Below are 14,142 nucleotides of genomic sequence, written 5' to 3' on the forward strand. Positions count from 1 at the left end.
GTACCAACACCAACGAGATCAATCATGTTCGATGAAAGCAGCCATGAGCATGGCATCAGCCGTGACGATGAAATCAGAAGCCGCAAGGCATCCCAAGCCAGAGTCCGCAGGAACCGACGCAGAGGACTGGAGTTTGAAGAAGCGATGTTCCGCCGTAGCTCCCGCTACCTGGTGCTCTTCCTGACGTTGAACTACCAGAAGCCGTATCGCCCGGATGTGAGCCTGGCAACAATACAAAGGCATCGTGACCGGCTCATCCGCAACATGGAGTCCAATCCGCTGCTCAAGGGCATACGTGGTTGCATCTGGCGCCTGGAGGAAGGCGGGCGTGGTGGTGGCCTGCATTTGCATTTCTTGATCTTCTACTCGGACGAACGCAAGGCCGACGTGATGGTCGCCCGGGAAATCGGCGACTACTGGGCTAGGGTCGTGACGCGGGGATGGGGAGACTACTGGAACTCCAATGCCCACAAAGCGGATTTTAGGCGTCGTTGGGGCGTGGGGATCGGGCAAATCAATCGTTGCAACGATCCGAAGCGTGAGTCTCTGCGTCTCTTCATCGAAAACTACATGGCGAAATCCAACCAGGTGCCAAAGGATCGAGCAGAGGATGATAAGCTTTTCGGAGTAAGGCATCTTGCTCGGTAGTTGTAAGCCGGAGTTGAAGTGCGGCCTAATTCTCGCTTACCAATCGAGATTATATACTGCGTGAATGAAGCGCCTATTTAAGTTTTTCGTCGGGCTGCCGATAATTCGATCAGTGGCGTGATCATATCGCGATGATGGGGCAGCGCCTGCAATCGATGGGCGCAGGATTCGCGTTAAGCAAATTGCGATATTGGTTAGAACCAACGCACAGGCAGATGGGATACTGGATGGCTTACGACAACAGAATCAAACACGCCCTGCATGACCCGAAGTGGAGTTATGACGAGGCGAATCGCGTGCGGCCTTCGAATGCCACTATGGTACTCCCCGTTGAGTATACAAAAGACATGGAGGAAAGCCTCTACTGCCCTGAATGTTTTACGCCTATATCCCGATCACCAAAAGACAAGGATTACTTTTCGAATGGTCGCTCGTGTTGCTTCATGCACCGCATGGCCTACCGCGCTATTCCTTGCTCACTTCGCACTCCGCTCGCCGACGGAAAAAGATACCTGACGGAAGAGGATGCGAAGCAGGCTATCGCGAGCGACCAGCTCGCGATTGTGCATTCCTTTATGAAACATCGGCCGCATAAACCAGATGGGGAAGCCGAGCCATATGGGCAAAGTGCCGTCGAAGATGAAGATGGGCCACTTTCGCAAGTTCCCATCGGAAGACATCGAGGCGAAACATTCGCACTTCCGAGCCGGATTACGACAATTGCAGGACTGTGCCGACGCTTCGATGTCAATCTTTACAAATACTTCGTACTTCCCGGCACCGATGTTGCTCGAAAACTAACCAACCTCTTAATCAATATTGAGACAGTTACGGAGAAATGCGATATTCCTCGCCTCTATTACGGAAGCATCCTGCGCTCATGGAATGCCGGCGTTAAACCAAAGCCGACTAATATTCGTATGACGAGGTTGCGTGCTCATCCCGATATCCCGGATTTCACGATCAAGGTGCCGGCGGGTGAGCAGGAAGATAAAGGCATCAACGACGAATCAGCAGGCCGCATTGTGATTTTCTGGGGGAAAATAACATCGAATGGCGTTGGGTTGGCAGCCTCAGGTTTGGCATGGGGTGAGTTCGCATTGCTCGCCGAGAAATATCAGAAGTTACTTAGCGTCTAGCTAGGTTTCGCGGATAGCCAGCGCGGTATCAAGCACAGCCAAATCCCGCTTGCGCCCCGTCGTATTGGTGGTCTGCATGATGTGCTGTCGCGCCTCGGCGGGCGTCATCCACTTGACCGAGGCCGTTTCCTTGTCGTCGGGCGCTACGCCGCCCGCGCCGATCTCGGCCGTCATCAGGAAGTAGCGAGTTACCGACGTGCCGCCTAGATACTCGCCTGGGAGCAGGGAAACGATGGTTGCATCCACGCCGGTTTCTTCCTTGACCTCGCGCAGCGCGGTTTGCTCGGGGGTTTCGCCAGGGTCTGTACGCCCCTTGGGAAATGTCCACACATAACCGTCGAAGTGGTTTTTGGGCTCTCGCAAGAGCACCAGCCCGTTGCTGTCGAAGATAACCCCGCCATAGGCTTTCTTGCTCATTCGTCATCCCCCATGCCGTAGAGGGCATGCCACACACGCCCATAGCGCTGCGCCCGCGCCTTGCCCTGGCGCTTGGCGACCTCGTTCTTGAAATTGTCGTAGGTGACGTCTTGCACCATCTTGCCCACGGCTTGCGCGAACTGCTCGTGGCTGACGGTGGCCCGCCAGGGGTAGTCCGTGCCGGCATGGCCGACAGTAGGGGATAAGCCGGGCAGGTACTGCTCACGCAGTTTGTCCAGGTCTTGCCGCACACGGGCACGCACGGTCAGGAAGTTCGTGCCGGGCTTTTGCACGGCGGAGAAGAATCCAATATTGGTCATCAGCCACATGGCAGCGCCTCCCTAGCGTGGTCTGTATGCGCCAAGCATAGATCAAATTGATTCTAATGATGGATTAAAATAATGTTAATAAGAGCTCGCCATGGTGCGTCGGTGAATGTAAGATTGCGCCTGTCGTCCATCCGCCACCCTCCCGATGTCCCAAGATCGCCTCCGAGACCTCAGCCACCCGCAGCGCGACCGCCTGGCCTACATCGAGCAAAAGCTCTGGTTCGTGGGCGACATGCGCCGACAAGACCTGGTGGACCGCTTTGGCATACAGACCGCCGCGGCGACGCGCGACTTCAGCCTCTATCGGGAGTTGGCCCCCGGCAACATGGCCTACGACAGCCGCACCAAGATCTACCTGCTGGGGCCCGACTTCAAGCCGCTGTTTACCTATTCCCCCGAACGCATCTTGACTTGGTTGTCGGAGGGCTTTGGGGATGGGGAGCCCATCAGCTCACGCACCGGCATCATCTGCGATATTCCCAGCCGCTTGGCCCAGCCCGACCTGGCCACCCTGGCCATCGTGACGCGGGCCATCAAGCAGCAGCAGGTGCTGCGCATCAAGTACCACTCCCTCAGCACCGGCAAAAGCGAGCGGGAGATCGTGCCGTTCGCCCTGCTCGATACCGGGTTGCGCTGGCATGCCCGCGCCTACGACCGCAAATCTGGTGAGTTCCGGGATTTCGTGCTCACTCGGATCATGGACGCGAGCGTGGTGCGCGACAGCGTGACCCAAGACAGGGAACGCCCCGACCAGGATATCCAGTGGTCGCGCATCGTCGAGCTGGAGCTGGTGCCGCATCCGGATCAGCCGCATCCCAAGGTGACCGAAATGGACTATGGGATGCGCGACGGCGTGTTGAAGATGCGGGTGCGTGCAGCGACCGTGGGCTACACCTTGCGCAAGTGGAGCGTGGATTGTTCACCGGATCACAGCCTGCGTGGACCGGAGTTTCGGTTGTGGCTGAAGGATCACCTGGCGCTGTATGGCGTGGTGAATGCGGTGTTGGCGCCAGGGTATGTAGGGATAAATAAATGATCTCTGCATATCATGCCAAGTACTACGCCCATGAATTAATCAGGCGGCACGCCGCCGACGGCGTAGATCGCCTGTCGCAGTCGCTGTTCGATGCCAGCGTTGATCTGAACCCTCACCAGATCGAGGCGGCGTTGTTCGCCCTGCGCAACCCCTTGCAGGAAGGCGTGCTGTTGGCCGATGAAGTCGGTCTCGGCAAAACCATCGAAGCCTCGCTGGTGGTCTGCCAGCACTGGGCCGAGCGCCGCCGCCGTTTGCTGGTGATCTGTCCGGCCAGCCTGCGCAAGCAGTGGGCGCAGGAACTGCACGACAAGTTCGCCGTGCCATCCACCGTAGTGGATACCATCTCCCTGCGCAAGAAATCTGCTGGCGACATCCTCGCCACCCTGCAGGGTTTGGTCGGTAAGACGGTCGTGATCATGTCCTACCAGTTCGCCGCCAAGCTGGAGGCAGAGTTGCGCGCCGTGCCATGGGACGTGGTCGTCATCGACGAAGCCCACAAGCTGCGCAATGCGCACCGCGCCAGCAACCGCACCGGGCAGGTGCTCAAGCGCGCACTGGAAGGCCGCAAGAAGCTGCTGCTCACCGCCACGCCGCTCCAGAACTCGCTGATGGAGTTGTACGGCCTGTCCACCCTGATTGACGAGCATTTGTTCGGCGACGAAACCGCTTTCCGCAAGCAGTTCATGAACAGCTGCACGGGCATGGACGAACTGCGCGAGCGCATCGCCAGCTTCGCCAAGCGCACTCTGCGGCGCGACGTGCTGGAATACATAAAGTACACCGAGCGCAAGGCGCTCACCCAGCCGTTCAACCCCACTGACGACGAGCAGGCGCTCTACGAGCGCATCTCGACATTCCTCCAGAAGGAAGACTCCTACGCCCTGCCAAAACAGCAGCGCCATCTCACCGCGCTCATCCTGCGCAAGCTGCTAGCCTCCAGCTCGCACGCGGTCGCGGCTACGCTCGTTACTATCCGCGAACGCCTGCAAAACCTGCTGGCGGCAGGCGCGACCGAAGACGACGGCACGGAACTGGTTGAGCGGCTCATCGCCGAGGACGATCTGGAGCAGGACTATCTGGAAGAGGAAACCAGCGAGGACGAGGAAGCCTCATCTGATCTTGCGCAAACATCAGTAGACGACGGCAAGCCCAGTCCCAACGCCGCCCGCGCCGCCATCGGCGCCGAGATCGAGGAACTCACCGCCTTCATCAATGCCGCACAGGCGCTGGAAACCGACACCAAGGCACAGGCGCTGCTCAAAGCGCTCACGTTGGGCTTCGGCAAGATGGCGGAGCTGGGCGCGCCGCGCAAAGCCATCATCTTCACGGAATCTAAGCGCACGCAGGAATACCTGCATCGCTTCCTCTCGGCTAATGGCTACGCGGGCAAGCTGGCGCTGTTCTCCGGCACCAACACCCATGAGGAATCGACCGCCGTCTATCAACGCTGGCTGGAGGAATTCAAGGGCACGGATCGCGTCACCGGCTCGCCGCAGGTGGACCGCCGCACCGCGTTGATCGATCACTTCCGCAAGGACGACGGCACCGGCGCGGAAATCATGATCGCCACCGAAGCCGCCGCCGAGGGCGTCAACCTTCAGTTCTGCGCGCTGATCATCAACTACGACTTGCCGTGGAACCCACAGCGCGTTGAGCAGCGCATTGGCCGCTGCCACCGCTACGGTCAACGCTTCGACGTGGTGGTCATCAACTTCCTCAACACCCGCAACCAAGCCGACCAGCGCGTGCTGGAATTGCTGACCGAGAAGTTCAACCTGTTCTCCGGCGTGTTCGGGGCGAGCGACGAAGTGCTGGGCCGCATCGAGGGCGGTCTCGACTTCGAGAAGCGCGTGCTCCAGATCTACGACACCTGCCGCCAGCCGGAACAGATCGAAGCCGCCTTCAACCAGTTACAAGCGGAACTCGAAGACGCCATTGCCGACCGCATCAAGGAAACCCAGACCCAGTTGCTGGAGAACTTCGACGAGGATGTTCACGACCGCCTCAAGCTGAGGCTGAACGAAGCCGAAGCCCGCCTAGACAAGCTGGGCCGCTGGTTCTGGGGCGTCACCCGCTACGCCTTGAGCGAGCGCGCCCGCTTCGACGAGCAGTCCTACGCCTTCTCCCTGAACACTCCGCCGGACGGCATTGCATCAGGCCGCTACCAGCTCATCCGTGGCACGGCGCAGCCCGACATGCTGGCCCACGCATACCGCTTGAGCCACCCGCTGGGCGAATGGAGCATCGGTACCAGCCTCAGCGCGCCCACACCCACCGCCGCCGTGAAGCTGGACTACAGCAAGCACGGCGTGCGCATTTCCGTGGTCGAGAAGCTGCGCGGAAAATCCGGCTGGCTCACTCTGGCGCGACTCGAAGTCACCGCCTTCGAAACCACCGAGGCGCTGCTGTTCTCCGGCCTCACCGACGACGGCGAACCGCTTGATCAGGAAACCTGCGAAAAGCTGATGAGCATCCCGGCGGCAAGCCAGCCCGCCGTACTCCAAGCCACCGTGCCGCCAGCCTTGCTCGCCAACAGCCAGCGCGCGGTCGCCGCCACCATCGCGCAGGTGCTGGAAGCCAACCAGCGCCTGTTCAACGAGGAGCGCGACAAGCTGGAACGCTGGGCCGATGACAAGCTGCTGGCCGCCGAGGAAGCCCTGAAGAACACCAAGGCACGTATTGCCCAGTTGAAGCGCGATGCGCGCAAGGCCGTCACCTTGCAGGAGCAGGACGTCATCCAGCGCGAGCTATCGGATCTGGAGCGCAAGCAGCGCCGCCTGCGACAGGAAATCTTCACCGTCGAGGACGAAATCATCGCCAAGCGCGACGAACTCATCGCCTCCCTCCAGCAGCGCCTGCAAGAAAAGACCAACAACGAAACCCTGTTCAGTATCCGCTGGCAGGTCACGTAAGCCAAGAATCAGAAAACCCCGAGATCAGGGCACGCCATGACCAACAAACACAACCCCAAATTTCAGGAACTCGTCGTCAAGCTGCGCGAGATTTTTCAGATCGACCGCCCGGAACTCGACTTCGGCATCTACCGCATCCTCAACGCCCGCGCTGGTGAAATCAACGACTATCTGGAAAACAGGCTGGCCGAGAAGGTGCAGGCTGCGCTGAGCAGCGGCAACGAGGCCCAGCGTGAGCAGGTGGCGCGGGAACTGAAAGAAAAGGAGGTCCAATATCAGGCCGACGGCATTGATCCTGGTACTGTTCCCAAGGTGAAGGAACTGCGCGAAAAGCTGGCGCAGTACACGGCCGGTGCATCCGAACACGAAAACGCCGTGTTCTCGCACTTGCTGACCTTTTTCTCGCGCTACTACCAGGACGGTGACTTCATCAGCCAGCGTCGCTACAAGGGCGACACCTACGCGATCCCCTATGCGGGCGAGGAGGTGATGCTGCACTGGGCCAACAAGGATCAGTACTACACCAAGAGCGGCGAAAACTTCAGTAATTACAGCTTCAAACTGGAAGACGGCCGCACCGTGCATTTCCGGCTGGTAGCCGCCGACACCGCCAAGGACAACCGCAAGGACAATGACAAGGAGCGCCGCTTCGCGCTGGTCGAGAAGAAGACCGTCACCCGTATCGACGATCAGGGCGACGAATACGAGGAAGACATCCTGCCGGTGGAGGAAGTGGATGGCGCGAACGGCAAAGAGCTGATCGTCCGCTTTGACTACGCCGCCCAACCCAAGGGCACCAAGCAGGAGGCGCTGGTCACGAAAGCCGTGGAAACCGTACTGGCCGATGCGGCGGTGAAGGCTCGCTGGCTGGCGCTTGGCAATCGTGTGCCCACCGAGAAGAACCCGCAGCGCACGCTGCTGGAAAAGCAGCTGACCGACTACACCACCAAGAACACGGCGGACTACTTCATCCACAAGGACCTGGGCGGCTTCCTGCGACGCGAGTTGGACTTCTACATCAAGAATGAAGTAATGCGCCTGGACGATGTGCAGAACGCGGGCGCGTTCGCCGACATCGAGAAAAACCTGCGCATGATCCAGTGCCTGCGCGCCATCGCGCTGGATCTGATCGCCTTCCTCGCCCAGCTGGAGGAGTTCCAGAAGAAGCTGTGGCTGAAGAAGAAGTTCGTGGTGTCCAGCCACTACTGCATCACGCTGGATCGGGTGCCGGAGGCGCTGTGGCCGGAGATCGTGGCGAACGAACGGCAGTGGACGCAGTGGAAGGCGTTGGGCGTCTGGTCGAAGAATGCACCGGGGACGATGGAAGACTTGAAGGCTGGGCTGTATCGGATGGTGGATACAAGCCTGTATGACATCGGATTCAAACGTGCAATTCAGGCAGCGATTGACGACATCGATGGAAATGTAGATGGCTTGATCCTCCAAAGTGACAATTTCCAAGCGCTCAATCTTCTTTCGAGGCAATACAACGGGAGCATTCAGAGCATTTACATTGATCCGCCGTACAATACCGATGCAGGGCCGATCATCTACAAAAATGAATACAGAAGTTCGTCGTGGGCCAGCTTAATCTATTCGCGGGTTGAAGCATCCAAAGGGCTTTTAACACCAGACGGTGTTTTGTGCGCCACGATAGATGATTACCAAGTCAATGAACTGGCGTATGTGCTCCTGCAGATCTTTGGCAGCGAACATAAGTTGGGAACATCGGTTATCCGAAACAACCCGTCCGGTCGATCAACAGTTAGCGGGCTGTCGGTCTGCCATGAGTACGCGTTCTACTTCCGAGCTGGTGAATCTGGCGGCCTTCACCGCCTGCCTCGCTCTGAAAAACAACTTGAGCGTTTTACCGAAGAGAATGGCGTATACGTTGATTGGCGGAACTTCCGTAAGGATGGCGGCGCTGTCACGCACCGTGCCGCCCGTCCCAAGCAGTACTATCCGGTCTATGTGAAGGTTGCCAGTAAGAGCCTTCGGATTCCTAACCTTGAATGGAACAAGGATGCGAAATCGTGGGTTGCATTGGAAGAACCCGCTTCGGACGAGGTAGTTCTGTATCCCGTTGACGACAAGGGCCGTGATCGAGTCTGGAGCTTGAATCACACTTCCGCGATTGAAAAAATTTCTGATCTTGAAGTCCGATCGGACAAGGACGGCGGAGTTCAGGTATATCGGAGACACGCCCCGTCTGACGGAGTTCTCCCGCGTTCGTGGTGGGACAAAAATACCTATGCTGCTCGCGAATACGGCAGTGCAACCTTGACGGCCTTGTTCGGTGAAACTGGAACCTTCTCATTCGCCAAATCACCGTATGCCGTTCAGGATTGCATATGGGTATCTGGTATGGCGCAGAACGATGCTGTTGTCCTGGACTATTTCGCGGGTTCAGGGACAACGGCTCATGCCGCTATATCTCTTAATCGACAAGATGAAGGCTCCAGAAAGTACATCCTTGTCGAACAAGGAGACTATGTGTGGTCTGTCACGGTGCCGCGCATCCAGAAGGTCGTGTATTCCTCCGAGTGGAAGGAGGGCAATCCAACTGCGCCGGAGTCTGGCATCTCCCACTGCTTCAAAATCCTCAAACTCGAAAGCTATGAAGACACCCTGAACAACCTGCAACTGCGCCGCACTGACGCACAGGGCGACCTGTTGAACTCGCTGCCGCAACACGCCAAGGACGACTATCTGCTCCACTACATGCTGGACGTGGAAAGCCGTGGCTCGCTGCTGTCCGTCGACGATTTCAGGAAGCCGTTCGACTACACGCTCAACATCGCCGTGGATTCGGCGGGCGCGTTTGAACCGCGCAAGGTCGATCTGGTGGAAACGTTCAACTACCTGATAGGCCTTTGCGTGAAGCACATCGACGCCCAGCCAGAACGTGGCTTCGTTACCATCACCGGCACGTTGCCGAGCGGTGAAAGCTGCCTGGTGCTGTGGCGCGACTGCGATGTACTGGACTACGAAGGCGTGAGCAAGCTGTGCGACAAGCTCGCCATCAACCCGGCGGACAACGAGTTCGACGTGGTGTACATCAACGGCGACCACAACATCCCAACCGTGCTGACCCAGACCGCAGAGGAAGGCGGCGCGACCCGCGTGCTCAAGCTGCGCCAGATCGAGCCGGAGTTTCTGGAGCGCATGTTCTCGGTGGAGGATGTGTGATGGCACGCCCCCGCAAGAACACGGCTGCCTCTGGCGGCGCGGCAGCTACCCGCAACACCGGCAAGAAGCGCAGCTTCCATCAGGAACTGGTGCTGAATCGCTGGGTGTTGGGCTTTTTCCAGGGTGGCACGCTGGCCGCGCTCAAAATGCGGCTGGGCGACGACCGCTTCGAGGGCATAGACGAGGACGGCCAGACCAAGTTCTTCCACGAGCTGACCCGTGGCCTGTTCGACCCGAACAAGGTGCCCGAGGCTGATCTGCGCCGTTACGACCTGAATGTGGTCGCGCACTGGCAGGTCATCACCGCCCATCGCAACAAGCTGGAAGGCCACGAATTGCAGATGAAGTACTTCCAGTACCTCTCGCTGCTGTTCACCGAGTTGTACCTGGACTGGTATTTCAACCACCGCCAAGACCTGCTCGACGGGCTAAACGAGGAGTTGACGCGCTACCGCACTGAAGCTGGCGCGGAGCCGTTCCGCGACTTCGAGGCGGATGACCTGAACAAGATCGCCTTTTGGAACGCCACGGGCAGCGGCAAGACGCTGCTGTTGCACGTCAACATCCGCCAATACCTGCATTACTTCCAGGCAGGTGTGTCGGGCCAGTATCCGGACAAGATCATCCTGCTAACGCCCAACGAAGGCTTGAGCCGCCAGCATCTGGCGGAGCTGCATCTATCCGGTTTCGGCTTCGCGCAGTTCTTCAACAAGGCGCAGACGCCGCCGCGCGGCACCATCGAGATCATCGACATCAACAAGCTAGGCGATGAGATGGGCGACAAGACCGTCGCCGTGGACGCCTTCGAAGGCAACAACCTCGTGCTGGTCGATGAAGGGCACCGTGGCACGGGTACGGCGGCAGGCGCATGGATGGCGCGACGCGACGCACTGGTGCGTGGGGGCTTCGCCTTTGAATATTCGGCCACCTTCGGGCAGGCCGTAGCCAAAGGCATGACCGTGGTGCAGGCCGAAGAGGACATCCAAAAGAAGCGCGCCAAGATGCTGTTCAACACCACCAGCCTGGGCAGGCTGGATGATAGCCAGAAGGCACAGCTTGCGTTGACGGCGGAGGACATGCGTCGCGCACGCATCACTGCCACGCGCGAGGTCTACGCCAAGTGCATCCTGTTCGACTACTCGTACAAATTCTTCTATGAGGATGGCTACGGCAAGGAGTCGCTGATCCTCAACATGAACGGCGACGCCTATGAACAAGCCGACAATGCTGCCAAATACTTCACCGCCTGCCTGCTGGCGTTCTACCAGCAGTTGTGGCTGTGGAGCACGCACCGAGACAAGCTGACGGACTTCAACATCGAGAAGCCTCTGTGGGTGTTCGTGGGCAACACGGTGTCGGGCGAGGATTCGGATATTCTGGAAGTGGTGAACTTCCTCGCCGCCTTCCTCAACAACGACGCGCGGATCAAGACCTGGCTGGCCGACCTGATTGCCGACAAGGCTCAGATTCTGGACGCCAAGGGCAACAACATCTTTGCGCAGAAATTCACCCCATTGATGAACGCGCACGCCACTGTGGACGCGCTATACGCCGACATTCTGCAGCGCGTGTTCAATGCCTCTTCCCGCCAGCGGTTGAAGCTGGTCAACATCAAAAGCAGCAAGGGCGAACTGGCATTGCGAGTGGGCGACGCAGAACCCTTCGGCCTCATCAATATTGGCGACGACGCGGGCTTCTTCGGAATGGCGGAGGACGCAAAGGCCTTCGACAGCGAGCGCGACGACTTCGGCGGCGCGCTGTTCGGTACGCTGAACAACAAGGACAGCAAGCTCAATGTGCTAATCGGTTCGCGCAAGTTCACTGAAGGCTGGAGCAGTTGGCGTGTCTCAACGATGGGCCTGCTGAACATGGGCCAAGGCGAAGGTTCGCAGATCATCCAGCTGTTCGGACGCGGCGTACGCCTGAAGGGCAAGGGGTTCTCGCTCAAACGCACCTTGCCGCAGGACAGGCCCAAGGGTGTGCATCTGGACAAGCTGGAAGCGCTGAACATTTTCGGTGTTCGCGCCAGCTACATGGCGGCATTCAAGGACTATCTGCGTGAGGAAGGCATCACGCCCAGCGACGAAGTGCTGGAGCTGGACTTCCCGACGCGCGCTAACCTACCCAAGGGCAAGCTCAAGACGCTGGCGCTCAAGGACGGCTACAAGGACAACCAAAAACTTGGCTTCAAACGCACTCACTTCCCGTGGCTGTACGAAATCCCCGAGCAATTCCAGGACAAAATCAAGCCACCGCACGTCGTGCTTGACCTATATCCGCGTGTCGAGGCCCTGTCCACGCAGGACAAGACAACAGTCACAACGACCGAGGCTCGGCTTAAGGGCAAGCTGAGTGCGAATCTTTTCCCGGTGTTCGATTGGGATCGCGTATATCTGGCCTTGCAGGACTACAAGCTGCAAAGAAGCTGGAGCAACCTACGGCTGGATCGGCAGAAGCTGATCGACTTCTGCGCGGGCGCGCCGGACTGGTATACGCTGTTCATTCCGGCAACGGAACTGAACGTGACCACCTTCGCTGACATCCGCAAGCAGGAAGATATCCTGATGCGGCTGCTGATCGACTATACCGACCGTTTCTACAAGGCGCTGAAGACCGGCTACGAAGGCCAGTTCTACGACATCACCCATATCGATGAAGAGCATGGGTCGATGCTCAAGCTGTACCAGTTCGAGATCGAAAATACGGACGACGGGTTGGAATATCAGGCCAAGCTGGAAGTGCTGAAGAAGCTGGTGGCGGACGGCAAGATCGGTGAGGCGAGTCAGTGGAATGCACCGCACATGGTGGCCATCAGCTTCGACCGCCACCTGTACTACCCACTGCTGGCGCTGGAAGACAAAGATGCCGTACCGTTGAAGCTGCGGCCGCTGGCTTTCGATGCACCTAGCGAGTGGGAGTTCGTCCGTGATCTGGAGGCGTTCTACAACTCGGCTGACGGCAAAAAGGCCATCGGCCAACGCAGCCTTTACCTGTTGCGTAATGCGGCTCGGGAGGAAAAAGGCTTGGGCTTCGCGCTGGCAGGCAACTTCTACCCAGATTTCCTGCTGTGGTTGGTGGACGATGCCAGCGGCAAGCAATGGCTGACCTTCGTCGATCCGAAGGGGCTACGCAACCTCGATTTGTCGCACCCCAAGCTGGGTCTCTACAAGGAAGTGAAAACGCTAGAGGCTACCTTGGCACAACAGGCCAAACCCGGTGAGCCACCGTTAGTGCTGAATGCCTTTATCCTATCGCCAACGAAGTTCGCGGATCTGCTGAATGTGGGTGATCCATCGAAGAAAGCCGATTTAGAAAGTCGTCATGTTTTGTTCATGGAGGACGGGGGAGCGAACTATCTTGCGAAACTATTCGGGGTATTGACGTAACTTGGCATAGGTAAGCTCTCGTAATCTGGTATGGCCGGGAAAGCCCAAGGCTAATGCCCTGACCCCGGCCACGCCGAAACACCATTTCAGATTTTTTCACCCACATATCACCTCCCCGAGCACACCCCCCGTGTGCCCTACTCACGAGGTCGATATGCCCCTTTCCTGCCCCCGCTGCGACTCGCAGCACATCACCACCCTCGACTACGCCCGCAAGACCGGCACGGTCGTAGGCACTACCGCCGGCGCAGCCGGTAGCGCTGCTGCTGCCCTGGGTGGCGCGCAAACCGGCGCGGCGCTCGGCATGGTCGCCGGGCCGGTCGGCTCGCTCTTCGGCGGCCTGGCCGGTGCGCTCATGGGCGCGCTGATCGGCGGCGCCGCGGGCGGCGCTGCTGGCGCGGCCATCGGCGAGCAGGTCGATGCCACCTTGCTCGACAACTACGTGTGCCAAGCCTGCGGCCATACCTTTGGCAAGCGCCATCTGGCGCACAGCTAGACGCCCATCCCTGTTTCTGTTCCCACGCACAGCCTACGGCCCTTCGGGGCCGTAGGCGTTTGTGCTGTCCGTTCCCGTCATTTCCCTATCCAAGGAGCAACCATGCATCTCGTACAATCCATCGCCTATGTCGGCCAACAGCCCTGGCACGGCCTGGGCAATCCGCTCACTCCTGGCCAGCCGCTGGAGGTCTGGCAGCGCGAAGCCGGTATGGACTGGACCATCGAGAAGGCCGACGTGCGCTATGTCGCCGGCAGCGACAACGTCGGCTCCATCCACGCCTTCCCGGACCAGAAAGTCCTGTACCGCTCGGACACCAAGGCCCCGCTGTCGGTCGTGTCCCGCCGCTTCAATGTCGTGCAGCCGCGCGAGGTCATCGAGTTCTACCGCGACCTGGTGGAAGCGGGCGGCTACGAACTGGAGACGGCTGGGGTGCTCAAGGAAGGCCGCAAGCTGTGGGCGCTGGCCAAGACCGGCCAATCCGCCTGCCTCAAGGGCCGAGACAAGGTGAATGTGACCTGCTCTGAGAAATTCGCGCCACACGGTGTTTGAGAAAATAGCTTCCGACGCGAGAAGGAAGCGAGATGAAG

At 58.9% G+C, this 14,142-nt stretch carries 9 protein-coding genes and 1 pseudogene; 8 read left to right on the top strand and 2 right to left on the bottom strand.

Going from position 1 to position 14,142, the window contains the following annotated elements; genetic code table 11:
• The first annotated feature begins 24 nt into the window (after positions 1-24).
• Positions 25-648, top strand: coding sequence for a rolling circle replication-associated protein (locus tag QHC78_RS18550; protein WP_319747207.1), 624 nt, complete (start codon positions 25-27; stop codon positions 646-648).
• Positions 649-875: 227 nt separating this feature from the next.
• On the top strand, positions 876-1,787 hold the full coding sequence (locus QHC78_RS18555; protein ID WP_319747208.1) for a hypothetical protein: 912 nt from the start codon (positions 876-878) through the stop codon (positions 1,785-1,787).
• On the opposite strand, the gene QHC78_RS18560 is transcribed toward QHC78_RS18555, so the two are convergent.
• On the bottom strand, positions 1,788-2,204 hold the full coding sequence (locus tag QHC78_RS18560; protein ID WP_319747210.1) for an NUDIX hydrolase: 417 nt from the start codon (positions 2,202-2,204) through the stop codon (positions 1,788-1,790).
• Complete coding sequence (locus QHC78_RS18565) at positions 2,201-2,533, bottom strand: hypothetical protein (protein ID WP_319747211.1); 333 nt, start codon at positions 2,531-2,533, stop codon at positions 2,201-2,203. The genes QHC78_RS18560 and QHC78_RS18565 overlap by 4 nt, the downstream gene beginning before the upstream one ends.
• Positions 2,534-2,678: 145 nt before the next feature.
• Here QHC78_RS18565 and QHC78_RS18570 point away from each other — a divergent pair, with 145 nt between their 5' ends.
• The 6 genes and pseudogenes from QHC78_RS18570 to QHC78_RS18595 all read left to right on the top strand — a co-directional run.
• A complete protein-coding gene (locus QHC78_RS18570; protein WP_319747212.1) occupies positions 2,679-3,569 on the top strand; it encodes a helix-turn-helix transcriptional regulator in 891 nt (296 codons plus the stop codon).
• Entirely contained in the window at positions 3,566-6,481 is a 2,916-nt protein-coding gene (locus tag QHC78_RS18575) for an SNF2-related protein (RefSeq protein ID WP_319747214.1), read from the top strand. Before QHC78_RS18570 ends, QHC78_RS18575 begins: the two co-directional genes overlap by 4 nt.
• 36 nt (positions 6,482-6,517) lie before the next feature.
• Entirely contained in the window at positions 6,518-9,670 is a 3,153-nt protein-coding gene (locus QHC78_RS18580) for a site-specific DNA-methyltransferase (protein ID WP_319747215.1), read from the top strand.
• Complete coding sequence (locus tag QHC78_RS18585; protein WP_319747217.1) at positions 9,670-13,056, top strand: DEAD/DEAH box helicase family protein; 3,387 nt, start codon at positions 9,670-9,672, stop codon at positions 13,054-13,056. The genes QHC78_RS18580 and QHC78_RS18585 overlap by 1 nt, the downstream gene beginning before the upstream one ends.
• A 154-nt stretch (positions 13,057-13,210) precedes the next feature.
• On the top strand, positions 13,211-13,552 hold the full coding sequence (locus QHC78_RS18590) for a hypothetical protein (RefSeq protein WP_319747220.1): 342 nt from the start codon (positions 13,211-13,213) through the stop codon (positions 13,550-13,552).
• A gap of 102 nt (positions 13,553-13,654) precedes the next feature.
• A pseudogene (locus tag QHC78_RS18595) lies at positions 13,655-14,065 on the top strand (DUF932 domain-containing protein); the annotation flags it as partial.
• Between the last annotated feature and the right edge of the window lie 77 nt (positions 14,066-14,142).

The sequence above is a fragment of the Pigmentiphaga sp. genome (assembly GCF_033795525.1).
Taxonomy (GTDB): Bacteria; Pseudomonadota; Gammaproteobacteria; order Burkholderiales; family Burkholderiaceae_B; genus Pigmentiphaga.

Bases quoted from the DNA above. Each gene is read 5' to 3' on its own strand.
- QHC78_RS18550 (WP_319747207.1), top strand. From the start codon at position 25: ATGTTCGATGAAAGCAGCCATGAGCATGGCATCAGCCGTGACGATGAA.
- QHC78_RS18555 (WP_319747208.1), top strand. From the start codon at position 876: ATGGCTTACGACAACAGAATCAAACACGCCCTGCATGACCCGAAGTGG.
- QHC78_RS18560 (WP_319747210.1), bottom strand. From the start codon at position 2,204: ATGAGCAAGAAAGCCTATGGCGGGGTTATCTTCGACAGCAACGGGCTG.
- QHC78_RS18565 (WP_319747211.1), bottom strand. From the start codon at position 2,533: ATGTGGCTGATGACCAATATTGGATTCTTCTCCGCCGTGCAAAAGCCC.
- QHC78_RS18570 (WP_319747212.1), top strand. From the start codon at position 2,679: ATGTCCCAAGATCGCCTCCGAGACCTCAGCCACCCGCAGCGCGACCGC.
- QHC78_RS18575 (WP_319747214.1), top strand. From the start codon at position 3,566: ATGATCTCTGCATATCATGCCAAGTACTACGCCCATGAATTAATCAGG.
- QHC78_RS18580 (WP_319747215.1), top strand. From the start codon at position 6,518: ATGACCAACAAACACAACCCCAAATTTCAGGAACTCGTCGTCAAGCTG.
- QHC78_RS18585 (WP_319747217.1), top strand. From the start codon at position 9,670: ATGGCACGCCCCCGCAAGAACACGGCTGCCTCTGGCGGCGCGGCAGCT.
- QHC78_RS18590 (WP_319747220.1), top strand. From the start codon at position 13,211: ATGCCCCTTTCCTGCCCCCGCTGCGACTCGCAGCACATCACCACCCTC.